The organism is Cellulosimicrobium sp. 72-3, from assembly GCF_013127315.1.
Taxonomy (GTDB): Bacteria; Actinomycetota; Actinomycetes; order Actinomycetales; family Cellulomonadaceae; genus Cellulosimicrobium; species Cellulosimicrobium funkei.
Genome location: NZ_CP053419.1, coordinates 1,894,294 through 1,918,751, shown reverse-complemented (window position 1 = coordinate 1,918,751; position 24,458 = coordinate 1,894,294). Strand labels below are relative to the sequence as shown.

The 24,458-nt window shown below is 74.0% G+C and carries 24 protein-coding genes; 8 read left to right on the top strand and 16 right to left on the bottom strand.

The window, feature by feature from the left end; all coding sequences use genetic code 11:
• Positions 1-83 precede the first annotated feature (83 nt).
• From HKK73_RS08665 to HKK73_RS08650, 4 genes are all read left to right on the top strand, one after another.
• Positions 84-1,400 carry a PP2C family protein-serine/threonine phosphatase gene (locus tag HKK73_RS08665; protein WP_171467817.1) on the top strand — a complete coding sequence of 439 codons (1,317 nt, stop codon included), beginning with the start codon at positions 84-86 and terminating at the stop codon, positions 1,398-1,400.
• Positions 1,401-1,494: 94 nt separating this feature from the next.
• Positions 1,495-2,538 (top strand): zinc-binding dehydrogenase, encoded by a 1,044-nt coding sequence (locus HKK73_RS08660; protein ID WP_171467816.1) that lies wholly within the window; start codon positions 1,495-1,497, stop codon positions 2,536-2,538.
• A 97-nt stretch (positions 2,539-2,635) separates the two neighbouring features.
• A complete protein-coding gene (locus tag HKK73_RS08655; RefSeq protein WP_085388044.1) occupies positions 2,636-3,511 on the top strand; it encodes a helix-turn-helix transcriptional regulator in 876 nt (291 codons plus the stop codon).
• A 9-nt stretch (positions 3,512-3,520) separates the two neighbouring features.
• Positions 3,521-4,090, top strand: coding sequence for a DapH/DapD/GlmU-related protein (locus tag HKK73_RS08650; RefSeq protein ID WP_171467815.1), 570 nt, complete (start codon positions 3,521-3,523; stop codon positions 4,088-4,090).
• Between the two features lie 4 nt (positions 4,091-4,094).
• Here HKK73_RS08650 and HKK73_RS08645 read toward each other — a convergent pair whose 3' ends face one another.
• Both HKK73_RS08645 and HKK73_RS08640 read right to left on the bottom strand, forming a co-directional pair.
• Positions 4,095-4,343: a hypothetical protein gene (locus HKK73_RS08645; protein ID WP_144723176.1), complete on the bottom strand. Its 249-nt coding sequence runs from the start codon at positions 4,341-4,343 to the stop codon at positions 4,095-4,097.
• 62 nt (positions 4,344-4,405) lie between these two features.
• Positions 4,406-5,113, bottom strand: coding sequence for a lysoplasmalogenase (locus HKK73_RS08640; protein WP_171467814.1), 708 nt, complete (start codon positions 5,111-5,113; stop codon positions 4,406-4,408).
• Positions 5,114-5,231: 118 nt separating this feature from the next.
• On the opposite strand from HKK73_RS08640, the gene HKK73_RS08635 reads away from it, so the two are divergent.
• On the top strand, positions 5,232-5,789 hold the full coding sequence (locus tag HKK73_RS08635) for a DinB family protein (protein ID WP_034656065.1): 558 nt from the start codon (positions 5,232-5,234) through the stop codon (positions 5,787-5,789).
• A 27-nt stretch (positions 5,790-5,816) separates the two neighbouring features.
• On the opposite strand, the gene HKK73_RS08630 is transcribed toward HKK73_RS08635, so the two are convergent.
• The 11 genes from HKK73_RS08630 to HKK73_RS08580 form a co-directional block, all read right to left on the bottom strand.
• A complete protein-coding gene (locus HKK73_RS08630; RefSeq protein ID WP_034656068.1) occupies positions 5,817-6,218 on the bottom strand; it encodes a nitrite reductase (NAD(P)H) small subunit in 402 nt (133 codons plus the stop codon).
• Complete coding sequence (nirB, locus tag HKK73_RS08625) at positions 6,215-8,770, bottom strand: nitrite reductase large subunit NirB (RefSeq protein ID WP_171468721.1); 2,556 nt, start codon at positions 8,768-8,770, stop codon at positions 6,215-6,217. Before nirB ends, HKK73_RS08630 begins: the two co-directional genes overlap by 4 nt.
• A 302-nt stretch (positions 8,771-9,072) precedes the next feature.
• Entirely contained in the window at positions 9,073-10,542 is a 1,470-nt protein-coding gene (locus tag HKK73_RS08620; RefSeq protein ID WP_144723178.1) for a helix-turn-helix domain-containing protein, read from the bottom strand.
• 174 nt (positions 10,543-10,716) lie between these two features.
• Complete coding sequence (locus tag HKK73_RS08615) at positions 10,717-11,070, bottom strand: metal-sulfur cluster assembly factor (protein ID WP_021480871.1); 354 nt, start codon at positions 11,068-11,070, stop codon at positions 10,717-10,719.
• Entirely contained in the window at positions 11,067-11,603 is a 537-nt protein-coding gene (gene sufU, locus HKK73_RS08610) for a Fe-S cluster assembly sulfur transfer protein SufU (RefSeq protein ID WP_051027606.1), read from the bottom strand. The genes HKK73_RS08615 and sufU overlap by 4 nt, the downstream gene beginning before the upstream one ends.
• Before the next feature lie 11 nt (positions 11,604-11,614).
• Positions 11,615-12,931, bottom strand: coding sequence for a cysteine desulfurase (locus HKK73_RS08605; RefSeq protein ID WP_034656073.1), 1,317 nt, complete (start codon positions 12,929-12,931; stop codon positions 11,615-11,617).
• Positions 12,932-12,958: 27 nt separating this feature from the next.
• Positions 12,959-13,741 carry a Fe-S cluster assembly ATPase SufC gene (gene sufC, locus HKK73_RS08600; RefSeq protein ID WP_021480874.1) on the bottom strand — a complete coding sequence of 261 codons (783 nt, stop codon included), beginning with the start codon at positions 13,739-13,741 and terminating at the stop codon, positions 12,959-12,961.
• Positions 13,742-13,807: 66 nt separating this feature from the next.
• Positions 13,808-14,152 (bottom strand): non-heme iron oxygenase ferredoxin subunit, encoded by a 345-nt coding sequence (locus HKK73_RS08595; protein WP_021480875.1) that lies wholly within the window; start codon positions 14,150-14,152, stop codon positions 13,808-13,810.
• Positions 14,149-15,405, bottom strand: coding sequence for a Fe-S cluster assembly protein SufD (sufD, locus tag HKK73_RS08590; RefSeq protein ID WP_114552665.1), 1,257 nt, complete (start codon positions 15,403-15,405; stop codon positions 14,149-14,151). The genes HKK73_RS08595 and sufD overlap by 4 nt, the downstream gene beginning before the upstream one ends.
• Before the next feature lies 1 nt (position 15,406).
• Positions 15,407-16,867, bottom strand: a complete 1,461-nt coding sequence (gene sufB, locus HKK73_RS08585) for a Fe-S cluster assembly protein SufB (protein ID WP_021480877.1) — start codon at positions 16,865-16,867, stop codon at positions 15,407-15,409.
• Positions 16,868-16,961: 94 nt separating this feature from the next.
• Positions 16,962-17,750, bottom strand: coding sequence for a metalloregulator ArsR/SmtB family transcription factor (locus tag HKK73_RS08580; protein ID WP_076404969.1), 789 nt, complete (start codon positions 17,748-17,750; stop codon positions 16,962-16,964).
• Positions 17,751-17,955: 205 nt separating this feature from the next.
• On the opposite strand from HKK73_RS08580, the gene HKK73_RS08575 reads away from it, so the two are divergent.
• The 3 genes from HKK73_RS08575 to HKK73_RS08565 all read left to right on the top strand — a co-directional run bounded on the left by HKK73_RS08575 (position 17,956) and on the right by HKK73_RS08565 (position 20,734).
• Positions 17,956-18,912, top strand: a complete 957-nt coding sequence (locus tag HKK73_RS08575) for an ABC transporter ATP-binding protein (RefSeq protein WP_043652037.1) — start codon at positions 17,956-17,958, stop codon at positions 18,910-18,912.
• Positions 18,909-19,712 (top strand): ABC transporter permease, encoded by an 804-nt coding sequence (locus tag HKK73_RS08570; protein ID WP_034656080.1) that lies wholly within the window; start codon positions 18,909-18,911, stop codon positions 19,710-19,712. The genes HKK73_RS08575 and HKK73_RS08570 overlap by 4 nt, the downstream gene beginning before the upstream one ends.
• A 68-nt stretch (positions 19,713-19,780) precedes the next feature.
• On the top strand, positions 19,781-20,734 hold the full coding sequence (locus tag HKK73_RS08565; RefSeq protein ID WP_144723180.1) for a COX15/CtaA family protein: 954 nt from the start codon (positions 19,781-19,783) through the stop codon (positions 20,732-20,734).
• Positions 20,735-20,783: 49 nt separating this feature from the next.
• Here HKK73_RS08565 and HKK73_RS08560 read toward each other — a convergent pair whose 3' ends face one another.
• From HKK73_RS08560 to HKK73_RS08550, 3 genes are all read right to left on the bottom strand, one after another.
• Positions 20,784-21,803 (bottom strand): patatin-like phospholipase family protein, encoded by a 1,020-nt coding sequence (locus HKK73_RS08560; protein WP_253705860.1) that lies wholly within the window; start codon positions 21,801-21,803, stop codon positions 20,784-20,786.
• Between the two features lie 306 nt (positions 21,804-22,109).
• Entirely contained in the window at positions 22,110-22,745 is a 636-nt protein-coding gene (locus HKK73_RS08555; protein WP_085388056.1) for an NUDIX hydrolase, read from the bottom strand.
• A complete protein-coding gene (locus HKK73_RS08550; protein WP_085388057.1) occupies positions 22,746-24,431 on the bottom strand; it encodes a CTP synthase in 1,686 nt (561 codons plus the stop codon).
• Positions 24,432-24,458: the final 27 nt, after the last annotated feature.

Here is a 24,458-nt window from a genome sequence, read left to right as displayed (position 1 = left end):
GCCGGCACCTCCGGCCGTCCGTCGGGAGACTTCGGGACCTTCGCTCGACCTGCGAGCCCCCGGGATTGGGTCATTCTCGGAGTGTGGCAGGAAACCAGGGGGGTGCCGTCCGCACGCCGCCGGAGCCGGACGGGACCGCCGGCCCCGTCGACTACCACGCCGTCTTCTCGGTCCTCACGGCCCCCAAGGCGGTCCTCGCGCCGGACCTCACGATCCTCGACGCGAACGAGTCGCTCCTGCGGACGATCGACGCGCCCGCGAGCGCCGTCGTCGGGCGCCACTACCTCGACGTCTTCCCGGCCCAGGGACCGGACCAGGGCGCCGTCGACCGGGTCGTGCTGTCGCTCGAGCGGGTCGCGCGCACGGGGCAGATCGAGATGATCGGCCCCCACCGGTACGACCTGCGCGGGACTGCCGGCGGGTGGGTCGAACGCTGGTGGCTCACGACGAACCTCCCGGTGCTCGACGCCGCGGGCCGGGTCACGGCCGTCGTGCACCGCGCGGAGGACGTGACGTCGGTCGTGCTGGCCGGCGGGGTCGCTATCCCGGACGTGGGGCGCACCACCGGCCCCGCCGACGCCACCGCGCTCTCGGTCGTCGACCAGGCTCTGCTGCTCGGGTCGTCCGTCGACCGGTACGCGGACGTCATCACGCGCGAGCGCAGCGCGTCGCTCGCTCTCCAGGACTCCGTGCTCACGCCTCCCCCGCGCATCCCCGGTCTGACGATCGACGTGCGGTACCGCCCGGCGGTGCCGGAGGTCCACGTCGGCGGGGACTGGTACGACGCGTTCGTGCACCCCGACGGCGAGACGACGGTCGTGGTCGGCGACGTCACCGGGCACGACGTCGCCGCCGCGGCTCACATGGGGCACCTGCGCGGGGTGCTGCGCTCGGTCGCGTTCGCGACGGACGCCGGTCCTGCCGAGGCGCTCGACGCCGCCGAGCGCACCGCGGAGGGTCTCGGGCTGCAGGCGCTGTCGACCGTCGCCGTCGCGCGCGTCGGCATCCCCGGCCCGGCAGGGAGGCGCGCGGTGTGCTGGGCGAGCGCCGGGCACGTGCCGCCCGTCGTGCGTCGCGCGGACGGGACCGCCCACCTGCTCACGGCACGCCCGTCACCGATGCTCGGCGTCGGGCTCGGGGGCCCGCGCGCCGAGCACGCGATGTCACTCGGCCCGGGTGACACGCTCCTGCTCTACACCGACGGGCTCGTCGAGCGCCGGGACCGGTCCCTGCGGGACGTGCTCGACGAGCTGCCGGGCCGCGTCGAGGCGCTCGGCGACGTCGCGCCGGACCAGCTGCTCGACGCGCTCCTCGCGGAGTTCGTGCCGCTCGGCTCCCAGGACGACGTCGCTCTCGTCATGGTGCACGTCGACGGCGAGGGCACGGCCGCGGGCGCCTAGCCAGGTACTGCCAGAACCCTGCTGGAGCGGGACTCCCACGCGGCCCCGGGGCAGGTGTCGAATGGTGCGCGTACCCCACAGCGAGGAGAGCTCCATGAAGGCCACCGTCATCTACGGCGCGGGCGACGTCTGCGTCGAGACCCGTCCCGACCCGACGATCCTCGAGCCGACCGACGCGATCGTCCGCGCGGTGCGCGCGTGCGTCTGCAGCTCGGACCTGCACCCGTACCGGTCGATGGGTCGCACCGACGAGGGCGTCCCGATCGGCCACGAGCTCCTCGGCGTCGTCGAGGAGGCCGGGTCTGCCGTCACGACGGTCCGCCCCGGCGACCTCGTGATCGCGCCGTTCGCCTGGTCGGACAACACGTGCGACGTGTGCCGCGACGGGTTCCAGACCGCGTGCCCCCACGGGGGCTTCTACGGCAACCCCGGCGACGTCGGCGGCCAGCAGGCCGAGCTCGCGCGCATCCCGCTCGCGGACGGCAGCCTCGTCGCCGTGCCCGACGTCGACGAGTCGAGCCCGCTCCTGCCCTCACTGCTCACGCTCTCGGACGTGTACCTCACGGGGTACCACACCGCGCACATGGCGCGCGTGTCCCCGGGCCAGACCGTGGCGGTCGTCGGCGACGGCGCGGTCGGGCTGTCCGCCGTGCTCGCCGCACGCCAGATGGGCGCCGAGCGCATCATCCTCATGGGCCGTCACGAGGCCCGGACCGACCTGGGGCGCGAGTGGGGCGCGACCGACGTCGTCGCCGAGCGCGGCGCCGAGGGCGTGCAGCGGGTCCTCGACCTCACGGACGGCCTGGGCAGCCACGTCGTCGTGGAGGCCGTCGGGCACCTGCCCGCCTACGAGCAGTCCTACGGCGTCGTGCGCGCCGGAGGCGTGATCAGCCGCGTGGGGGTCCCGCAGTACGACGACGCCCCTGTCGGCTTCGCCTCGCTGTTCGGCCGCAACATCACGCTCACCGGCGGGCCTGCCCCCGTCCGCGCCTACCTTGAGGACGCGATCCCGCAGGTGCTGAGCGGCGCGATCGACCCCGGCCGCGTTTTCGACAAGGCCGTCGCGCTCGACGACATCGCCGACGGCTACGCCGCGATGGACCGCCGCGAGTCCCTCAAGACGATCGTCACGTTCTGACCGGCGGGACGCTCGGACCGGGCGGGCGCGGCGTGGGGGTGCCGCCCGCCCGCCCCGCGCGCCGTCGTCCCGCACTACCGTGAAGGACGTGGAGGCCATGGACAACCGTTCCGAGGTGCGGGAGTTCCTCATGAGCCGTCGAGCGCGGGTGACGCCCGAGCAGGCGGGCATCGAGACGTACGGCGGCCGTCGACGCGTCGACGGGCTGCGCCGCGACGAGGTCGCCCGTCTCGCCGGGGTGAGCGTCGACTACCACACGCGACTCGAGCGCGGGAACCTGCGGGGCGTGTCCGACGCCGTGCTCGAGTCCGTCGCGCGGGCGCTCCTCCTCGACGCGGCCGAGCGGGAGCACCTGCTCGACCTCGCGCGCACCGCCAACCCCGTCGGCGCGCGCCCGCCGCGCGGCCACGGCGACACGCCGGTGCGCCCGGAGCTGCAGTACCTGCTCGACGCGATCACCACCGCGCCGGCGTTCATCCAGAACAACCGCATGGACCTCGTCGCCGCCAACGCGCTCGGGTCCGCGATGTACGCGCCCATGATCGCGGGCTCCGCGGGACCGGCGAACTTCTCGCGCCACATCTTCCTCGACCCCGCGTCCCACGACTTCTACCCCGACTGGGACCGGGCGGCCTGGACGAACGTCACGATCCTGCGCCGCGAGGCGGGCCGCAGCCCGCACGACAAGCGGCTCCAGGCCCTCGTCGGCGAGCTGTCGACGCGCAGCGAGCGGTTCCGCGAGTTGTGGGCGTCCCACGACGTGCGGCGGCACTACGCCGGGCAGAAGACGTTCCGGCACCCCGTCGTGGGGGACCTCGAGCTGCACTACCAGACGCTCGAGCTCCACGGCGACCCCGGGCTCGGCATGACCGTGTACACCGCGACGCCGGGCTCCCCGACGGAGGAGTCGCTGCGCCTGCTCGCGTCATGGGCGGCCACCGCGGCCTCGACCACCGCGACCTTCACCGACTGAGAGGAACCCATGGACCTGGACGACCTGCTGGCCGAGCTCGACGCCGGGCGGACGATCCCTGGCGGCTCGCCGCTGCACGCCGTCATGCACCGCACGAGCCAGGAGGCGCTGCGCATCGCCGGTGAGCTCAACGGCGCATACCGCTCGCCCGAACGGGTCCGCGAGCTCCTCGCGGAGCTGACGGGCAAGCCCGTGCACGAGTCCGTGAACCTCTTCCCGCCCTTCATCGCCGACTTCGGCAAGAACATCACCCTGGGGCGTGACGTGTTCGTCAACTCCGGCTGCCGGTTCCAGGACCAGGGCGGCATCGTCGTCGGGGACGGGTGCCTCATCGGGCACAACGCCGTCCTCACGACCCTCAACCACGACCTCGACCCGGCCCGCCGCGCCGACATGCACCCGGCGCGCGTCGTCCTCGGCCGCAACGTCTGGCTCGGGGCGAACGTGACCGTCCTCCCGGGCGTGACGATCGGGGACGACGCCGTCGTGGGGGCCGGTTCCGTCGTCACCCGGGACGTGCCGCCGCGCACGGTCGTCGTCGGCTCACCCGCTCGCGTCGTCCGCTCGCTCGACGCCTGAGGCCTCAGTCGCCCTCGAACCGCAGCTCTGACCCGAGCTCCCGACGACACCGTTCGGCGAGCACGACGACCGCGCCCAGGACGACGGCGTCAGGAGGGGACGAGCGGTCCATGAGGATGTGCAGCTCGTCGAGGAGCTGTTCCATCTCGGAGCCGCTGAGCACGACGTCACCGTACGGATCGACCCGCGCGAGCATCGGCAAGCCGCTCGCCGGGAGCAGCCGGGCCAGCACGTCACCGTCGTCGGGCACCACGTCGACAGACGTCGTGGAACGACGCCGGGGACTCGTCCCCTGCTGAACGACCCTCGCGAGCGTCACGTCGACGCCCATGCGGCTCCTCCCTTCTCCGCGACGGGGACCACCGCCGCACGCTCTCGACGGAGCACACCGAGCGCGAGCAGCACCTGGCCGACGACGTAGGTGAGCATGACCCAGAAGCCGTGCCCGGGCAGGTCGTACCACGGGGCGAAGGCGTTCAGCGCGATGAGCGCGTCGGACAGGAGGAAGACCGCACCACCGACCGCGGCGAGCCGGTCGACGCCCGTCGCGACCACGGCCATCGTCACGAGGCACACGCCGTAGACGACGACGGGGACGAGCAGCGACCCGGCGTCCGGCGCGCACGCGACGACGAGGGCGAGCAACGCGAGGCCGTACGGCACGAGCGCGAGCGGGCGGCGCAGGACGGAGCCCGCGCGGTAGGGCCAGAACGCGATCGTGTACGTGATCTGGGCGCAGAGGAAGAACCCGACCATGACCAGGAAGGCGGTGTCGCCGTCGGCGAGGTCGGGCGCGGTGTCGCCGAGCCACGAGAAGCCCAGCGCGACGAGCGTGAGCCGGACGAGCCGCGAGCGCCGGCCCGGGCCGTGGGCGGCGTGGCGCCGCGTGGCGAGCCAGAGGCAGCCCGCCAGGACCGGCATGAGGAACCACTGCGACGTGTCGGCGAGGGTCTCGGCACCGAGGAGGTGGGCGGCGAGGTGGACGAGGGTGAGCAGGGCGAGCACGCCCCACGCGACGATCATGGGCGAGGAGACTCCTTCGGTCGTGCACCGGCTTCCTTGCCGGCGGTGGCCGATCCTAGCGCCTGGGACCGGGGCGAATGACCTTGTGGGGCACCCCGGTGCGCGCGAGCATGGGGTGATGACCGAGCCCGTGCGGTGGACCCGCGCAGCCGTCTACCCGGACATGTGGGTGGACCCGGACGAGGACCCGCGCAACACCGACGGCGTGAGCCCGGACGGCGAGCTCGCGACGCTGCTCGACTACACGGCGAGCTACCGGACGACGCTGCTCATGAAGTGCGAGGGACTCGACCCCGAGCAGCTCGCACGGCGCTCCGTGCCGCCGTCGACGATGTCGTTGCTCGGCCTTGTCCGCCATCTCGCGGAGGTCGAGCGGGAGTGGCGCGGGTGGGTCTCCGACGACGACGGCGAGCCGGCGCTGTACGGGGGGCACGACGCGGACTTCGACGGCGCGGTCGCCGACCAGCGCGTGGTCGACGAGGCGTACGCGAACCTGGCGCGCGAGCAGGCCGCGACCGACGCGGTGCTGGCCCGGCACCCGGACCTCGGGGAGCGGCTCGGCGCGGACCGGGTCGCGGTCCGCGAGGTCCTGGTCCACCGGATCGAGGAGTACGCCCGGCACTGCGGGCACGCCGACCTCCTGCGCGAGCGGATCGACGGCAGGACCGGACAGTAGGGCCTCAGCCGACGACGGCCCTGCCGCTCACGTCGTCGCGCCTCCCGCCGTCCCCGGTGTCGAGGTCGCGGCGTCCGCGACGAGGACGCGCCCGTCGCGCACCTCGGCCGCGAAGACCGCCAGGGGTCTGCGGTCCTTGCCCCCGGCGTCGAGCACGTCGCCGGTGTCGACGTCCCAGACCTGCTTGAGCATCGGGGTGGTCACGGTGTCGACGTCGCGCTCCGTGCCGTCGTCGAGCGTGACGCGGTGCGTGCCGACGAGGCCGCGCGACATGACGTTGGCGCCGGAGTAGGGGTCCCGCTGCTGGACAGCGCGCACGGTGCCGTCGGCGAGCCGGAAGACGGCGATCTGGGTCCCGCCCAGGAGGGCCCCGACCCCGCGCTCGGGCTCGAGGTCGTCGAGCGCGCAGATGTCGACGAACGTGCTCATCGGATGTCCTCCAGCACGGCGCGGGCGGCGACGAGCGCGACGTCGCGCGCCGCGCGGGGGTCCGGGTAGGCGACGGCGTCGGTCTCGTCGGCGGGACGGACCTGCCCGCGTTCGGGGACGAACGCGAGGTCGCCGTCGACCGCCTCCGGCGCGTTGACGAACGGCGTGAACTTGCGCAGCTTCGCCGGGTCCGCGAGCGTCGCGCTCCACTCGTCCTCGTAGTCGCGCACGTGCTCGGCCATCGCCGCCTCGAGCTCGTCGGCGATCCCGAGCGAGTCCTCGACGACGACGCGGTGCAGCTCCTCGAGCCCGCCCGCGCGCTCCGCGACCCAGGGCGCCGTGCGCTGGAGACGGTCGGCCTCCTGGACGTAGAGCATGAGGAACCGGTCGACGTAGCGGACCAGGGTCTCGTCGTCGAGGTCCTCGGCGAGGAGCTGGGCGTGGGCCGGCTGGGCTCCGCCGTTCCCGCCGACGTAGAGGTTCCACCCCTTGTGGGTCGCGATGATGCCGACGTCCTTGCCACGAGCCTCGGCGCACTCGCGCGCGCACCCGGAGACGCCGAACTTGATCTTGTGCGGCGAGCGCAGGCCGCGGTAGCGCAGCTCGAGCCGCACCGCCATGGCCGACGAGTCCTGCACGCCGAACCGGCACCACGTACGCCCGACGCACGTCTTCACGGTGCGCAGCGACTTCCCGTACGCGTGCCCGGACTCGAAACCCACGGCCGTCAGGCGCCGCCAGATCTCCGGGAGCTGGTCGAGGCGCGCGCCGAACATCGCGAGCCGCTGGCCGCCGGTGACACGCACGTAGAGCCCGAAGTCGTCGGCGACCTTCGCGAACTCCAGGAGCTGGTCCGCACGCACCTCGCCCCCGGGCATCCGCGGGATCACCGAGTAGGTGCCGTTCTTCTGCAGGTTCGCCATGACGTGGTCGTTGGTGTCCTGGAGCGCGGCCTGCTCGCCCTCGAGGACGTGCCCGCGGCGCAGCGTCGAGAGGATCGACGCGACGGTCGGGCGGCAGACCGCGCAGCCGCGGCCCGTCCCGTGCGCCGCGACGATCTCGGAGAACGTGCGCAGCCCTTCCTCCCGCACGATCCGGTACAGGGTCGCCCGGGACATCGCGAAGTGCTCGCACAGCGCGTCCGAGACGGTGACCCCTGCCCGGGACAGCTCGCCGTTCAGCAGCTTGGTGAGCGCCGGGACGCACGACCCGCACACCGTGCCCGCCGTCGTGCAGTCCTTGACCTGCCCGATCGTCCGGCAGCCGTGCTCGGTCACCGCGGCCCGGACCGTCCCCGCGTCGACGTTGTTGCACGAGCACACGACGGCCTCGTCGGGCAGCTCGGTCTCGGCCAGGCCCTCGCCGTCGGGCGCGATCACGGCCGCGGGGTCGGCGCCGAGCGGGCGGCCCAGGAGCGGACGCAGCGCCGAGTAGAGCTCGATGTCGCCGACGAACACGCCGCCCAGCAGCGTCGTCGCGTCGTCCGAGAGCACGAGCTTGCGGTACCGGCGGTGGATCGGGTCGACGAACGAGACCTCGAGCGCGCCCGCGCTCACCGCGTTGACGTCGCCGAACGACGCCGCCTCGACGCCCACGCCCTTGAGCTTGGTGCCGTCGTCGGTGCGCCGGTGCACGCGCTCGCCGCCGAGGAAGCGGTCGACGACGACGTCGGCCATGTCGTTCCCGGGCGCGACCAGGCCCGCGCACGCGCCGTCGACCGACGCGCACTCGCCGATCGCCCACACGCCCGGGTCGGAGGTCTGGCACGCCTCGCCGACGACGACGCCGCCGCGTTCGCCGATCGCCAGGCCCGCCTCGCGCGCCACCCTGTCGCGCGGACGGATGCCCACGGAGAAGACGACGACGTCGGTCGCCAGCTCGGAGCCGTCCGTGAGCTCGACCGAGCCCACGGACCCGTCGCCCGCAGGCAGGAACCGGTGCGCGCCCGCACCGGTGCGGACCGTGACGCCGAGGTCCTCGATGAGCAGGCGCAGCATCTCGCCGCCGCCCTGGTCGAGTTGGACGCTCATGAGCCGGTCGGCGAACTCCACGACCGTGGCCTCCGCGCCGAGCCGCTGGAGCGCCGCCGCCGCCTCGAGGCCTAGCACGCCACCGCCGACGACGACGCCGCGCACCGCCCGCCCCAGCGCCCGCTCGCGCAGGCGCACCCACTCGGCGAGCCGCTCGACGTCGTCCAGCGTGCGGTAGGTGAACAGTCCCGGCAGGTCCGTGCCCTCCGCGCGCGGCGTCCACGCCCACGAGCCGGTCGCGAGCACCGCGCGGTCGTAGTGGACCTGGCGCCCCGACCGTGTCGTCACGACGCTCGCCGTGCGGTCGAGCGACGCGACCGCGTCCCCGGTGACGAGCGTGACGCGCGGGTCGTCCCACACCGCGCGGTCCAGGGTGAGGGCGTCCACGTCGCGGGCGTCGAACCACTCGGACAGGTGCACGCGGTCGTACGGCTCGTGCGGCTCGTCGCCGATCACGGTGACGGACCAGGTGCCCTCGGGGTCGCGCGTGCGCAGGCCCGCGACGAGGCGGTGGGCCGTCATGCCGGCGCCGACGACGACGATCCGGTCGCCGTCCAGGGGGCCGTCGGGGGACGGGGGCTGAGAGGGGGAGGGCACGGGGAGCACTTTCGAGAGGCGGGGGCTGTGTCGAGGCCCCGACCCGGGTGCGACCGGTGCCTGCCCCGACCCTAGGCGACGCGGTCCGACCACAGCCGCCCTCGGGGACCAAGGTCCTCGGTTCCCACGGCGAAAGCCACCCGCCCGGCCATGCGTGCGGTGGCGACGGCACGACGCCGCGTCCCCTCCGGGGCGCGGCGTCGTGCCGCCGAGCGCTCGGCGGCGCGTCAGGCGTTCGCGAGCTCGCGGGCCTCGTCGGCCAGCTGGTCCTCGTAGCGACGCACGACGCGGCTCACGGTCGACCGCGACGCCGAGACCCGCTGGGCGATCTCGCGCTGGTTGAGGCCCTCGCGCGCGAGCTCGACGATGCGGCGGTCGCGCTCGGCCATCGGGTCCTCACCGAGCGTCGTCCCGGCGTCGTCCGCCGGCGTCGGCTCCACGTCCTGGGGCCGCGGGAGGTCGAAGACCTCGACGCGGCGCGTGTGCCCCGTCACGGCCGGCGGCTCGGGGGCCGACGGCGTCTCCGCCTCCTCGGGGGCGGGCTGCTCCCACGGGAGCGGCCGCGTGCGACCGAAGATCTCCTTGACTCGTGCCTCGAGGTCCGGCAGGGCCTCGAACGCGGGCTCGGCGGCGGGCGCGTCCTCCGCAGTCTCCGCGTCGGTCGCCTCGGCCGTCGCCTCGGCGGCGGGCAGGTCGCGGGTCACCTCGCGCACCGGGAGGTCGGCCGACGGCGCACCGTCCGTCGGGACCTCGTCGCGCAGCGCGGCGTCGGTCGTCACGGCGTCGGTCGTCACGACGTCGACCGGTTCGGGAGTCGGGGAAGTCTCGACCGCGCCGGTGTCGTCGTGGCGCGCGGGCTCCGGCGCGAGCAGCGCCGGGCCGCTCGCCCCGGCGGCCACGGCGGCCACGCCCATGGGCGCCTCGGCGGGCGCGGGAGCCTCGGACACCGCGGCCCCCGCCTTGCCACGCGCGGTGCCGCGCTTCGCGGAGCTCGCCCCGATGAGGTCGAGCCGGTTGCCGTGCCGCTCGGCGGCCTCCAGACGGTCGACCCAGACCTGCATGCGGCGCTCGAAGTCCTCGACGGTCAGCAGCTTGAGCGCGGCGTCCCGGGCGGCGCGCTGGCGCTCGTGCGCGGCGCGGACCTTGCGCAGGTCCGCCGGCGAGCCAGCGCTGTCGGCGCGCGCGTCGCGCCACTGCTCCAGCGCGGACACGTACCCGTGGACGCGCAGCTCACGACGGCGCTCCTCGAGCGTGTGGCCCGTGACCATGTGCCGCTCCCCCACGAGGGCGAGGTGCCACATGAGCGCGGCGACCAGCGGCGGCACGAACCGGAACACCACCATGTACGGGGTGCTCGCCGTCGGGACGGCGATCTCGTGGAGAGCGGCGAACAGGCCCGACGTCCCCGAGAGCACCCACGTGAGCGCGAGGAGCACACCGTAGGGCCGCCCCTCGAGCGCCGCGTTGCGCGCCATGAGCGCCACGGCGACGAGGCTGATCTCGAGGAAGCCCGCCAGCCCGTACGCCTCGAGCGGCGACATGTGCGCCACCTCGAGACCGAACAGGACCATGCCGCTGTACGCCAGGGCGGTGGCGATCGTCGCCGCGATGACCACCGCCACCATCGGGAGATGCCTGCCGCGGTAGCGCACCCGCCGCGCTGAGCCGCCCGCGGCGGTCTGGTCCTGCTGTGTCACGTCGTCCTCCGAAAAGTGGTGTGGGCGCACATATCCCAACACTCAGGACGATCCGCGTCAACGTACCGGAAGGGGCGAACCGTGGCCGGGCGCGAACGGCACCGCGCGACCTGCCGGGAACAGCACGACGCCGCGCCCCCGGACGGGGACGCGGCGTCGGTCGCAGCGGTGGTCTCAGACGTTGAAGCCGAGCGCGCGGAGCTGCTCCTTGCCGTCGTCGGTGATCTTCTCCGGGCCCCACGGCGGCATCCAGACCCAGTTGACGCGGAAGCCGTCCACGAGGCCTTCGAGCGCCTGCGCGGACTGGTCCTCGATGACGTCGGTCAGCGGGCACGCCGCGGACGTGAGCGTCATGTCGATGACGGCGTGGTTGTTCTGGTCGATCTGGATGCCGTAGACGAGGCCGAGGTCGACGACGTTGATGCCGAGCTCGGGGTCGATGACGTCGCGCATCGCCTCCTCGACGTCCGCGACGTTCGGCGGGCTCGGCGTGGCACCCTCGGCGGGCGCGCCGGTCTCGGTGGTCATCGGTTCTCCTCCGTCGTTCCCCGCGCGGCGAGCGCCGCGTCGGAAGCCATTGCGGTCGATGCGTCGCCCGGCGCGCTCAGGGCGCCCGAGGTGACGAGCGAGTCGCGCAGCGCGGCCCAGCCGAGCAGGGCGCACTTGATCCGTGCAGGGTAGCGCGAGACGCCCGTGAACACCGTGGCGTCACCGAGCTCGTCCTCCGCGGCGTCGTCGAGGCCCTTGCCCCGCGAGCCCATGAGCTCGCGGAACACGTCGCCGAGGTGCTCGGCCTCCGCGGCGGGGCGCCCCGTCACGAGGTCGGTGAGGACGGACAGGGACGCCTGCGAGATGCTGCAGCCCTGCCCCTCCCAGCTCACGCGGTCGATGGTGCCGTCGGCGAGCTCGACGCGGAGCGTCACCTCGTCGCCGCACGTGGGGTTCACCTGGTGCGACTGGCCGCTCGCCGCGCCGTCCGCCACCTCGACCAGGCCCCGGCCGTGCGGGGTCTTCGCGTGGTCGAGGATGACCTGCTGGTACATCTGCTCGATCGAGCTCATCGGGTCCTCTCTCAGTCCACCGAGAAGAACGCGCGGACCCCGGCCAATGCTTCCCGGAACGCGTCGACGTCCTCGCGCGTGGTGTACACCGACGCGGACGCGCGCGCGGTCGCGGCGATCCCGAAGCGGCGGTGCAGGGGCTGGGCGCAGTGGTGACCGACGCGCACGGCGATGCCCGCGTCGTCGAGCACCTGGCCGACGTCGTGCGCGTGCACGCCGTCCACGACGAACGACACGACGGCGAGCCGGTCGGCCGGCTCGCGCGGGCCGATGATGCGCACGCCGGGGATCTCCCCGATGCGCAGCAGCTCCGCGGCGAGCTCGTGCTCGTGCGCGGCGACGCCGTCCATGCCGAGCTCGTGCAGGTACTTCGCGGCGGCGCCGAACCCGACGACCTGCGCGACGGGCTGGGTGCCCGCCTCGAACCGCTGCGGCGGCGCCATGTACGACGACTCGGTCATCGTGACGACCTCGATCATCGACCCGCCGGTCGTCACGGGCGGCAGCGCCTCGAGCAGCTCGCGCCGCCCGTACAGCACGCCCACGCCCGTGGGCCCGAGCATCTTGTGCGCCGAGAACGCGGCGAAGTCGACGCCGAGCGCGGGCAGGTCCACCGGCAGGTGCGGCACGGACTGGCACGCGTCGAGCACCGTGAGCGCCCCGACCTCGCGCGCCCGGGCCACGATCGGCTCGACCGGCGTGACCGCACCCGTCACGTTCGACACGTGCGTGAAGGCTACGACGCGCGTGCGCTCGGTGATGACGGTCGCCGCGTCCTCGACGCGCACGCGACCGTCGTCGTCCGCCTCGAACCAGCGCAGGACGGCCCCGGTGCGGGCCGCGAGCTCCTGCCACGGCACGATGTTCGCGTGGTGCTCCGCCTCCGTGATGACGATCTCGTCGCCTGGCGCGAGCGCGAAGCGGCGGGCCGCCTCTCCCCCGCGACCGAGCGTCGCGTTCGAGATCCCGTACGCGACAAGGTTGATCGCGGCCGTCGCGCCCGACGTCCAGACGATCTCGCCCGGGCGCGCGCCGACGAACGCCGCGACGTCGGCCCGGGCGTCCTCGAACGCCTCGGTCGCCTCCTCGGCGAGCTGGTGCGCGCCGCGGTGCACCGCCGCGTTGCGCTCCTCGTAGAAGTCGACCTCGGTGTCGAGGACGACCTGCGGCTTCTGCGCGGTGGCCGCGGAGTCGAGGTAGACGAGCGGACGACCACCGCGCACGGTGCGCTCGAGCAGCGGGAAGTCCGCCCGCACGGCGGCGAGCTCCACGTCGGTCAGGCGCGCCGGACCGGCGTGCTGCCCTGCGGGGTGCGCGGTGGTCGTCATGGTCGTCTCCTCAGGTGGTGCGAGCGCTCAGGCCGAGGCGGCCGAGGCGGACTCGACGGCGCCACCGAGGTAGCGGTCGTAGCCCTCCTCCTCCAGACGCTCGGCGAGCTCCGGGCCGCCCTCCTCCGCGACCTTGCCGTCGACGAAGACGTGGACGAAGTCCGGCTTGATGTAGCGCAGGATGCGCGTGTAGTGCGTGATGAGCAGGACGCCCGCCTGGGTCGCCTCGTGGACGCGGTTCACGCCCTCGGAGACGATGCGCAGCGCGTCGACGTCGAGGCCCGAGTCGGTCTCGTCGAGGACGGCGAACTTCGGCTGCAGGAGCTCCATCTGGAGGATCTCGTGGCGCTTCTTCTCACCGCCGGAGAAGCCCTCGTTGACCGAGCGCTCGGCGAAGGAGTCGTCCATGCGCAGGCGCTCCATGGCGCCCTTGACGTCCTTGACCCAGTGGCGCAGCGCGGGGGCCTCGCCGTCGATCGCGGTCTTCGCGGTGCGCAGGAAGTTGGACACGGAGACGCCGGGGACCTCGACCGGGTACTGCATGGCGAGGAACAGGCCCGCGCGGGCGCGCTCGTCGACGCTCATGGCGAGGACGTCCTCGCCGTCGAGCGTCACGGTGCCGCCGGTGACCTGGTACTTGGGGTGGCCGGCGATCGAGTAGGCGAGCGTGGACTTGCCCGAGCCGTTCGGGCCCATGATGGCGTGGACCTCGCCGCTGGCGATCGTCAGGTCGACGCCGCGCAGGATCGGCTTCGGCCCTTCCTTGGTCTCGACGCTGACGTGCAGGTCGCGGATCTCGAGAGTGGACATCAGTGGTTCTCCAAGAGGTTCTTGAGCTGGGGGCGCGCGCGGCGCGCCGGGTCAGAGGAGGTCGGGTCAGGTGGGAGCGACGACGCGGTCGACGTCGACGAGCACCTGCTCGCCGTCGACCGTCACCGGGTAGACCGGCACGGGCCGCATCGCGGGCAGCGCGGTCGGCATGCCGGTCCGCAGGTCGAACTGCGAGCCGTGCAGCCAGCACTCGACGAAGCAGCCCTCGACCTCCCCGTCGGACAGGGACACGGCCCCGTGCGAGCAGATGTCGGAGATCGCGTGCCACCCGCCGTCGCCGTCGCGCACGACCGCGACCTCGACGACGCGCCCGTCCTCGGCCGGGAGCTCGACGCGGAGCGCCTCCTCCGGGCCGAGGTCGGACGTCGTGCAGGCGGGCTGTGCGGTCACGCCGTCGCCTCGGCGGGCTCGGCGCTCCCGTCGATGATCGACATGGACTTGCTCAGCTCGCGCTCGATCGCCTCGAGCAGGCGCTCCTCGACCGACGCGACGCCGATCTCCTGGATGAGCTCGGCGAAGAAGCCGCGGACGACGAGACGGCGCGCCTCGACCTCCGGGATGCCGCGAGCCTGCAGGTAGAAGAGCTGCTCGTCGTCGAAGCGGCCGGTCGCGGACGCGTGCCCCGCGCCCTCGATCTCGCCCGTCTCGATCTCGAGGTTCGGCACCGAGTCCGCGCGCGCGCCGTCCGTGAGGACGAGGTTGCGGTTGAGCTCGTAGGTGTCGGTGCCCTCGGCCTCGGCCCGGATGAGCACGTCCCCGACCCACACGGCGTGCGCGCCCTCGCCCTGCAGCGCGCCCTTGTACGTCACGCGGGACTTGCAGCGCGGGACGGCGTGGTCGACGAACAGGCGGTGCTCCTGGTGCTGGTCCGCGTCCGCGAAGTAGAGGCCCACCATCTCGACCTCGCCGCCCTCGGCGGTGAACTCCGCGTCCGGGGTGACGCGCACGACGTCGCCGCCGAGCGTGACGACCACGTGCTTGAGGCGCGCGTCGCGCCCGATCCGCGCGCGGTGCGACGACGCGTGCACGGCGCCGTCGGCCCAGTCCTGGACGGACACGACGGTGAGGTGCGCGCCGTCCTCGACGACGATCTCGACCGTCTCGTTGAGCGTCGCGGCGCCCACGTGGTCGAGCACGACGACGGCCTCGGAGTGCCGCTCGGCGCGCACGAGGACGTGGCTCGCCGTCGGCGTGGAGCCGTGGCCCTCGATGCGGACCGAGGTGACGTCGGAGGCGACGGCCTCCTTCGGCACCGTGACGACCGTGGCCTGCTCGAAGGCGTTCCACGCCGTCACGGCCGTGCGGTCGCCGGGCTTGCCGGCGGTGCCGAGACGCTCGTCGTCGCGGCCGACGATCGTGACCTCGACCTCGGGCGCCTCGACGACCGTGACGCGCACGTCGCCGCCGCCGCTCTGCCCGACGATCTTGTCGTCGAACAGGGGCGCGAGGCGCGCCACGGGCGAGAAGCGCCACTCCTCCTCGCGCCCGGAGGGCACGGGGATGTCGGCGAGGTCGAACGACGTGAGCCGCTCGGCGCGCGAGCCCTGGGGCACGACGACGCCGTGGGAGTGCGCCCCGTCGGCCTGCGCGCGCGAGTGGTCGGTGGTCAGACCGGCCTCTTCGGGAACGGTGGTGGTGGTCATATCAGCCGACGGACCCTTCCATCTGCAGCTCGATGAGGCGGTTGAGCTCGAGCGCGTACTCCATGGGCAGCTCGCGCGCGATGGGCTCGACGAACCCGCGCACGATCATGGCCATCGCCTCGGTCTCCTCCATGCCTCGGGACATGAGGTAGAACAGCTGGTCCTCGCTCACCCGCGAGACCGTCGCCTCGTGCCCCATGGACACGTCGTCCTCGCGGACGTCGACGTACGGGTAGGTGTCGGACCGGGAGATCTGGTCGACGAGCAGCGCGTCGCACAGCACGGTCGAGGCCGAGTGCGAGGCGCCCTCGAGCACCTGGACCAGGCCGCGGTAGGACGTGCGGCCACCGCCGCGCGCGACCGACTTCGAGACGATCGACGACGACGTGTGGGGCGCCGCGTGGACCATCTTGGCCCCGGCGTCCTGGTGCTGGCCCTCGCCCGCGAACGCGATCGACAGCGTCTCGCCGCGGGCATGCTCGCCGAGCAGGTAGATCGCCGGGTACTTCATGGTGACCTTGGAGCCGATGTTGCCGTCGACCCACTCCATCGTCGCGCCCTCGGCCGCGGTCGCCCGCTTGGTCACGAGGTTGTAGACGTTGTTCGACCAGTTCTGGATCGTCGTGTAGCGCACGCGGGCGTTCTTCTTCACGACGATCTCGACGACCGCGGAGTGCAGCGAGTCCGACGAGTAGATCGGCGCGGTGCAGCCCTCGACGTAGTGCACGTACGAGCCCTCGTCCGCGATGATCAGCGTCCGCTCGAACTGGCCCATGTTCTCCGTGTTGATGCGGAAGTAGGCCTGCAGCGGGATCTCGACGTGCACGCCCGGCGGCACGTAGACGAACGACCCGCCCGACCACACGGCCGAGTTGAGCGCGGCGAACTTGTTGTCGCCCGACGGGATGACGGTGCCGAAGTACTCCTGGAAGATCTCCGGGTGCTCGCGCAGCGCGGTGTCCGTGTCGAGGAAGATGACGCCCTGGCGCTCGAGCTCCTCGTTGATCTGGTGGTAGACGACCTCGGACTCGTACTGCGCGGCGACGCCCGCGACGAGGCGCTGCTTCTCCGCCTCGGGGATGCCGAGCTTGTCGTACGTCTCCTTGATGTCCTCGGGCAGGTCGTCCCACGTGGCGGCCTGCTTCTCCGTGGACCGCACGAAGTACTTGATGTTGTCGAAGTCGATGCCGGTGAGGTCGGAGCCCCAGCTCGGCATGGGCTTCTTGCCGAACAGGCGCAGCGCCTTGAGGCGCTGGTTCAGCATCCACTCGGGCTCGTTCTTGAGCCGGGAGATGTTGCGCACGACGTCCTCGTCGAGGCCGCGCTGCGCGATCTGGCCCGCCTCGTCGGAGTCGTGCCAGCCGTACTCGTAGGCGCCGATCGAGGCGATGATCTCGTCGTCGGTCTGCTTCTCACCGGTCGGCAGGGCCGTGCCGGCGGCGTCCTGGGTGGGAGCGCTCATGGTCGTCCTTCCACTGTCCGTCGTTGCGGGCGGGGGCAGTCGGTACAGGTTCTTCGGGGGAGGTCGTGCGGGCGGGGCGGGGCGCCCCTCGGGGTCAGGTCTCGCCCGACGACGGGCGCCCCCGCGCCCGGACGTCGTGGGCCAGGGCGGCTCGCGCCACCCGCGGTGCGGGGGCCGGGACGGAGATCCCGACCGGCACGTTCGTGGTGCACGCGTGCGCGCCCGTCGCGAGGGTTGCGAGGCGCTGCACGTGCGAGCCGAGGAGCTTGGCGAAGACCTGGGCCTCCGCCTCGCACAGCTGGGGGAACTCCTCGGCGACGTGCTGCACCGGGCAGTGCCCCTGGCACAGCTGGACGGCAGAGGTGCCCGGCACGGGGCGCACGCTCGCGGCGTAGCCGTCGTCCGCCAGAGCGGCGGCGAGCTGGGCCGCGCGGCCCTCGACGTCCGGCGCGTCGAGCCGGTCCGCGTAGCGGTCGGCGAGCTCGGACAGCCGGTCCTGGGCGAAGCGCTCGACGGCGCCCGGTCCCGCGACGTCGCGCAGGTAGCGCAGCGCCTGCGCGGCGAGGTCGGCGTAGGTGCCGCTGAGCTCGCCCTGGCCGGCCGACGTCGTCACGTACCGACGCGCGGGGCGGCCGCGCATCCCGGTGGGGTGCCCGGCGTCGTGCACGGCGACGAGGTCGTCCTCCTCGAGGAGGGCGAGGTGGCGGCGCACCGCGGCGGGCGTGAGGCCCAGCGTCGCGGCGAGGTCGGCCGCGCTGACGGGGCCCGCGCTCGCGACGAGCTCGAGCACGCGCTCGCGCGTGCGCCGGTCGACGTCGGCAGCGGGCGCGCCGGAGGGGGCGACGGTACGCAGCGCGTCCGGTCGGACCGCTCCTGCTCCCATGCTCACCTCCGTGGTCGGTCGGGGGCACGCCTGCGCGCGCAGCGCCCTCGATATAGACAACATGGTTGTTCCCTAATTGTTCCGGCGCAAGCAAGGCGACCCTCAGACGGGGCCCTGACGCGGCGGATGTGGCGTACGCGACACCCCGCGCGACCTGGGCGGGCGCGGGTCGGCGGGCGCGCGCGCTCCGCCTAGAATCGGCCGGGTGCCCGCCCCCGCCGTGCTCGTGCACGACCTCGTCAAGCGCTACGACGGTCGTGCCGTCGTCGACGGCGTGTCCCTCACCGCCGAGCGCGGCGCGATCACCGCGGTGCTCGGCCCCAACGGCGCCGGCAAGACGACGACCGTCGAGTGCTGCGAGGGCCTGCGCTCTCCCGACGCCGGGCGCGTCGAGGTGCTCGGGCTGCACCCGCTGACCGACGCGCGCGACCTGCGTCCCCGCGTGGGCGTCATGCTCCAGGACGGCGGCCTGCCGACGGGCGTGCGCGCGCTGGAGATGCTGCGGCACGTCGCGTCGATGTACGCCCGGCCGCGCGACGTCGGCGAGCTCACCGAGCGCCTCGGGCTGGAGAGCTTCGCGCGCACGACCGTCCGGCGCCTGTCCGGCGGCCAGCGGCAGCGCCTCGCGCTCGCCGCGGCGATCGTCGGGCGGCCCGAGGTCGTCTTCCTCGACGAGCCGAGCGCGGGCATGGACCCGCAGAGCCGGCACGCCGTGTGGGAGCTCGTGCGCGAGCTGCGCGCCGAGGGCGTCGGGATCGTCCTCACGACGCACCTCATGGACGAGGCGGAGGACCTCGCGGACCAGGTGTACGTCGTCGACCACGGGAGGGTCATCGCGGCAGGCGCGACGCGCGAGCTCCTCGAGTCCGGGGACGACGGGGAGACGGACCGCACGGTCCGCGTCGAGGCGACGCCCGGCCTCGACCTCGGCGGCCTGCGCGACGCGCTCGCCGCGCCCGACGGCGCCCCCGGCCCCGCGTCGTGGACCGTCGCCGAGCCGCAGCCCGGCTCGTACACCCTCACCGGCCCGGCCGACCCGGCGACGCTCGTCGCGCTGACGACGTGGCTCGCCGCGCGCGGCGTCCTCGCGTCGCGCGTCACGGTGGGCCGCCGCACGCTCGAGGACGTGTTCCTCGACCTCACGGGACGGCACCTGCGATGACCGCGAACGAGACGCCGTCGGCCACCGCCGCGGCCCGAGGGCCGGCCGGGACCGAGCTCGCCGCGCCCGCGTGGCGCCGCGTCGCCGCCCAGACGGCGTTCGAGACCCGGATGATCCTGCGCAACGGCGAGCAGCTGCTCGTGACGATCATCCTGCCCGTCATGCTCCTGCTCGGCCTCGTGCTCACGTCCTTCGTCGACCTCGACACCGGCGGTGCGTCGCGCGTCGACTTCGTGACGCCGGGCGTGCTCGCGCTCGCCGTGATGTCGACGGCGTTCACGTCCCAGGCCATCGCGACCGCGTTCGACCGCCGCAACGGCGTGCTGCGCCTCATGTCGACGACCCCCCTCGGCCGGGGCGGCCTGCTCGCGGGCAAGGTGCTGGGCGTGCTCGCGGTCGAGGTCGTGCAGGTCGTCGTCATCACCGCCGTCGCGCTCGCGCTCGGCTGGCAGCCCGACGTCGCGGGGATCCCGGCCGCGCTCCTCGCCGTCCTGCTCGGCACGGCGGCGTTCACGTCGCTCGCGATGCTGCTCGCCGGCACGCTGCGCGCCGAGGGCGTGCTCGCGGTCGCGAACCTCGTGCTCGTGCTCCTCACGGTCGGCGGCGGCGTGCTCGTCCCGGCGGACCAGCTGCCCGGGCCGCTCGCGCACGTCGCCCTGCTGCTGCCGTCGGGCGCGCTCGGCGAGGCGATGCGCGGCGCCCTGCTCGACGGCTCCGTCCCGCCGTTCTCGGTCGTCGTGCTGCTGGGCTGGACCGCCGCGCTCGGTTGGGGCGCGGGCAAGCTCTTCCGCTGGACCTGACCCGCCCCGGGCACATCTCACACCCGCAGGATTCCGGGGCTGCCCGCGCGTCCCGATACCGTGGGACCGTGAGCACCCCGCCCCCCGCGCTCGACCCCGGCACGACCGCCCGCCCCGCCGGCGACGGCGTCGCCCGTCCGGACCGGCTCGCGCCGCTGCGCCGCTGGACCCGGCCGGTGCTCGTCGCCAACCTCGTGGCGCAGATCGGCATCATCGTCACCGGCGGCGCCGTCCGGCTGACCGGCTCGGGCCTCGGGTGCTCCACGTGGCCGCAGTGCGAGCCCGGGCAGTTCGCGGCGCGCTTCCACCCGGAGACGACGTACCACCAGTTCGTCGAGTACGGGAACCGCACGCTCACCGGGGTGCTGAGCGTCATCGCGATCGCGGCCCTCGTGCTCGTGTGGACCGACCGCTCGCGCGTCCTGTCCTACCGGCTCCTGGGCGCCGTGCCGCTCCTCGGCGTCGCCGCGCAGGCGATCATCGGCGGCGTCATCGTGCTGCTGCACCTGCACCCGGGCTGGGTGTCGCTCCACTTCGTGGTCTCGGCGGCGCTCGTGTCCGTCTCGCTGCTGCTGCTGCACCGCTCCGGGGAGGGCGACGGCCCGCCCGTCCCGACGGTCGCGCCGCGCTCGCGCGCGCTCGCGTGGGCGCTGTACGGGCTCACCGCGGTCGTCGTGGTCCTCGGCGTGATCGTCACGGGCGCGGGCCCGCACAGCGGTGACGAGGAGGTCGGGTACCGGTTCGCCGTCGACCCGGCGCTCATGAGCAAGGTCCACGCGTGGGCGGTGTGGGTCTTCGTCGCCGTCCTCGTCGCCTACCTCGTGAGCGTCCGTCGCGGGCCGCAGGAGGTGCGCCGCGCCGGGTGGATCCTCCTCGCCATCACGCTCGCCCAGGGCGCGATCGGCTACGTCCAGTACTTCACGGGCCTGCCGGTACTGCTCGTGGGCCTGCACATGCTCGGCTCGGCGCTGCTCGTCGCCGGGTCCACGCGCGTCGTCCTCACGACCCGCACGCGCGCCTGACACCGGGGTCCGGCGCGTCGACGGACGACGCGCCAGACCGGGCCCGCGCTCAGCGCCAGAGGCGCGCGACGCGGTCGGCGGCCTCCACGCCCCGGGCGTGTCCCGCGCGGGCGGCGGCCGGGCGCAGCGTCAGGTCCATCGCCCGCGGTCCCACGAGCCCCTCGGCGGACCCGTCGGGGACGAGCGTCTCGACCGCGCTGCCCTGCGCGCGCAGCTCCGCGACCTGCACGTCGAGCTGCATGCCCCACTCCCGCGGCGTGCGCGTCCTGCCGCCCAGCGGCGACAGCACGAGCACGCGGCGGCAGCCCGCCGCGAGATCGGCGTTCTCGTTGCGGCGGTACCCGCCGTCGATGAACCGGTCCGGCCCGACGCCGTACGCGAACCCGCCCGCGCAGCTCGCCGCGACCGCGTCCACCAGGTCGACCCCGCTGTGCGCGCCGAGGACGACCGGCGCGCCGGTCCGCGCGTCGACCGCGGTGAGGAGCAGCGCGCGGCGCGGCCACGACGTGCTCGGCAGGCGTGCCGCGACCGTCGCCCGCCAGCGCGCCTGCGCGGACGCGTCCGAGGCCGCCGGGAGGTCGAGCGCCGCGGCGCCGAGCCGGCGCCGCATGTCCGCAGCGTCGCGCGACGCGGCGATGAGCGCGGCCGTGCGGGCCATCTGGTCCGCCGCCTGGCGCGTGCGCTCGCGGCGGTCGTCCCGCCCGGGATCCGGTGCGCGCCGCGGCGGGGCTCCGGCGACGACGGCGGCGTAGAGCTCGGCGGGCGTCGCGCCGGCGAGCTGGGCCGCGGTGGTGGCGCCCGCCGACGTCCCCACGGTGAGGTCCGCCGTCGTGACGTCGACCCCGGCGTCGGCGAGACCGGCGACGACGCCGATCAGCCACGCGTTGCCGGTGGACCCGCCGCCCCCGAGCACGAGGGCGCGCTCGCCCGTCGTCAGGGCCGGGGTCTGGACCGGGACCGGGACCGGGACCGGGACCGGGACCGGGACCGGGACCGACGCTGCCGCCGGGCCGGGGACCGCGGCGCCTGCTGAGGAGCCCGGTGCAGACGAAGGTGTGGTGGTGCTCATGGGAGTCGCCTCTCGCGATGGTGCGGCGAGCGCTCCCGGGACGGCTACGGCCGTCGCGCGATCGTGGGCAGCGAGGGAGCGCCCGGTACGGACACAGCGTTCACGGGGCTCACCTCCTCGGCTCGGTGCACGACCGACTCGACGCTAGCACGCCCGCCTCGGCGGACCCGGGGCGGGACGGCAAGGGACCGCGGCTGTGGCCGGCCGCCGGCGTCGGGCCACGCCGGGGACGAGAAGCCCGCGGCATGGCTCACGACGCCGCCCGCGGTCGGACCGTCACGGACCGCGGACCGGCCCCCGTCGCCGTCAGCCCCCGCGGCGCTCGGGCCACGGCGCGTCGGCAGGGCGCAGGGAGGCCCAGCCGCCCGCGCGCGACGTGGCGGCCGCGAGGATCCCGACGACCGCCGACGGGTTGTGCAGCGCGCCCCCGAGGACGGCGGGCACCGCCTCGTCGAGCGGGACCCAGCGCAGCTCGATGTCGAGCTCCTCGGCCTCGCGCGCGAACCGCTCGTCGTCCGGCACGGGCGACAGGTCGCGCGCCAGGAACACGCGCAGCGCCTCGTTGGACCCGCCGGGCGTCGTGAAGTAGTCCACGAGCACGTCCCACCGGGCCGCCCGCAGGTCCGCCTCCTCGGCGAGCTCGCGGGCCGCGGCGACACGCCCGTCCTCGCCCACGACGTCGAGCAGGCCCGCGGGCACCTCCCACAGCTCGCGCCGCACCGGGTGGCGGTACTGGCGCAGCAGCAGGACACGCTCGTCCGCGTCGAGGGCGACGATCGCGACCGCACCGGGGTGGTCGAGGTACTCGCGCGTGACGCGGCCGCCGTCGCCGAGGTCGACGACGTCGGACCGCAGGTCGAACACGCGACCCTCGTGCACGACCGTCGTCTCGACGACCGGCCGGGGCGCGAGCGCGTCCACGACCGGGTGCTCGCCGGCCACTCAGTCCGCCTGGTTCTCGAGCGCGGCGCGGACGAGGCCGCTGAACAGCGGGTGCGAACGCGTGGGGCGCGACTTGAACTCCGGGTGCGCCTGCGTGCTCACGTAGTACGGGTGGACGTCCGCGGGGAGCTCGACGAACTCGACGAGCGACGAGTCGGGCGACGTCCCGCTGATGACGAGCCCCGCCTCCTCGAGCTGCTTGCGGTAGGTGTTGTTCACCTCGTAGCGGTGGCGGTGGCGCTCCGTGACGCGCTCCGCGCCGTAGGTCTTCGCGACGACCGAGCCCGGGGTGAGCGCAGCCTCGTAGGAGCCGAGGCGCATCGTGCCGCCGAGGTCGCCGTCGCCGCCGACGATCGCGAGCTGCTCCTCCATGGTCGCGATGACGGGGTGGGACGTGCCCGGGTCGAACTCGGTCGAGGACGCGTCGTCGATGCCGAGCACGTTGCGCGCGTACTCGATGACCATCGACTGCAGGCCGAGGCAGATGCCGAGGGTCGGCACCCTGTTCTCGCGCGCCCAGCGCAGCGCGCCGAGCTTGCCCTCGATGCCCCGCACGCCGAACCCGCCGGGCACGAGGACGGCGTCCACGCCGTGCAGCGCGTCGTCCGCGCCCTCGGGCGTCTGGCACTCGTCGGACGCGACCCAGCGGATCGTGACCTTGGCGTCGTTCGCGAAACCGCCGGCGCGCAGCGCCTCCGTGACGGAGAGGTAGGCGTCCGGGAGGTCGATGTACTTGCCGACGAGCGCGACCTCGACGCGGTGGGCGGGCTGGTGCACGCGCTCGAGGAGCTGGCTCCAGCCGTCCCAGTCGACGTCGTGGAACGGCAGGCCGAGGCGGCGCACGACGTAGGCGTCGAGGCCCTCCGCGTGCAGCACGCGCGGGATGTCGTAGATGCTCGGCGCGTCGATCGCGTTGACGACGGCCTCGTTGTCGACGTCGCACATGAGGGCGATCTTGCGCTTCACCGGCTCGGGCACCACGCGGTCCGCGCGCAGCACGATCGCGTCGGGCTGGATGCCGATGGACCGCAGCGCCGCGACGGAGTGCTGCGTGGGCTTCGTCTTGAGCTCGCCCGACGGGCCGATGTACGGCACGAGCGACACGTGGAGGAAGAAGACGTCGTCCCGGCCCAGCTCGTGGCGAACCTGGCGGGCCGCCTCGAGGAAGGGCTGCGACTCGATGTCGCCGACGGTGCCGCCGATCTCGGTGATGATGACGTCGACGTCCTCACCGGCCTGGGCGCGCATGCGCGTCTTGATCTCGTCGGTGATGTGCGGGATGACCTGGACCGTGTCGCCCAGGTACTCGCCGCGCCGCTCGCGCGCGATGACCTGGGAGTACACCTGGCCGGTCGTGACGTTCGCCGACGCCTCGAGGTCGACGTCGAGGAAGCGCTCGTAGTGGCCGATGTCGAGGTCCGTCTCGGCGCCGTCCTCGGTGACGAACACCTCGCCGTGCTGGAACGGGTTCATCGTCCCGGGATCGACGTTGAGGTACGGGTCGAGCTTCTGCATGGTGACGCGCAGGCCGCGCGAGCGGAGCAGACGACCGAGGCTGGACGCCGTGAGGCCCTTGCCGAGCGAGGAGGCGACGCCGCCGGTGACGAAGACGTGCGCGGTGCGGTGCTCGGTACGAGCGCCCGAGGCGTTGAGGCGGGAGGAGGGCCGGTTCAGGTGATCTGCCACGGAACTCCATCCTAACAGCGTGCCCGA

What these genes read in the sequence shown, in the direction of transcription:
- HKK73_RS08660 (WP_171467816.1), top strand. Translation starts at nt 1,495, where the DNA reads ATGAAGGCCACCGTCATCTACGGCGCGGGCGACGTCTGCGTCGAGACC.
- HKK73_RS08655 (WP_085388044.1), top strand. Translation starts at nt 2,636, where the DNA reads ATGGACAACCGTTCCGAGGTGCGGGAGTTCCTCATGAGCCGTCGAGCG.
- HKK73_RS08650 (WP_171467815.1), top strand. Translation starts at nt 3,521, where the DNA reads ATGGACCTGGACGACCTGCTGGCCGAGCTCGACGCCGGGCGGACGATC.
- HKK73_RS08640 (WP_171467814.1), bottom strand. Translation starts at nt 5,113, where the DNA reads ATGATCGTCGCGTGGGGCGTGCTCGCCCTGCTCACCCTCGTCCACCTC.
- HKK73_RS08635 (WP_034656065.1), top strand. Translation starts at nt 5,232, where the DNA reads ATGACCGAGCCCGTGCGGTGGACCCGCGCAGCCGTCTACCCGGACATG.
- HKK73_RS08630 (WP_034656068.1), bottom strand. Translation starts at nt 6,218, where the DNA reads ATGAGCACGTTCGTCGACATCTGCGCGCTCGACGACCTCGAGCCCGAG.
- nirB (WP_171468721.1), bottom strand. Translation starts at nt 8,770, where the DNA reads ATGACGGCCCACCGCCTCGTCGCGGGCCTGCGCACGCGCGACCCCGAG.
- HKK73_RS08615 (WP_021480871.1), bottom strand. Translation starts at nt 11,070, where the DNA reads ATGACCACCGAGACCGGCGCGCCCGCCGAGGGTGCCACGCCGAGCCCG.
- sufU (WP_051027606.1), bottom strand. Translation starts at nt 11,603, where the DNA reads ATGAGCTCGATCGAGCAGATGTACCAGCAGGTCATCCTCGACCACGCG.
- HKK73_RS08605 (WP_034656073.1), bottom strand. Translation starts at nt 12,931, where the DNA reads ATGACGACCACCGCGCACCCCGCAGGGCAGCACGCCGGTCCGGCGCGC.
- sufC (WP_021480874.1), bottom strand. Translation starts at nt 13,741, where the DNA reads ATGTCCACTCTCGAGATCCGCGACCTGCACGTCAGCGTCGAGACCAAG.
- sufD (WP_114552665.1), bottom strand. Translation starts at nt 15,405, where the DNA reads ATGACCACCACCACCGTTCCCGAAGAGGCCGGTCTGACCACCGACCAC.
- sufB (WP_021480877.1), bottom strand. Translation starts at nt 16,867, where the DNA reads ATGAGCGCTCCCACCCAGGACGCCGCCGGCACGGCCCTGCCGACCGGT.
- HKK73_RS08580 (WP_076404969.1), bottom strand. Translation starts at nt 17,750, where the DNA reads ATGGGAGCAGGAGCGGTCCGACCGGACGCGCTGCGTACCGTCGCCCCC.
- HKK73_RS08570 (WP_034656080.1), top strand. Translation starts at nt 18,909, where the DNA reads ATGACCGCGAACGAGACGCCGTCGGCCACCGCCGCGGCCCGAGGGCCG.
- HKK73_RS08560 (WP_253705860.1), bottom strand. Translation starts at nt 21,803, where the DNA reads ATGAGCACCACCACACCTTCGTCTGCACCGGGCTCCTCAGCAGGCGCC.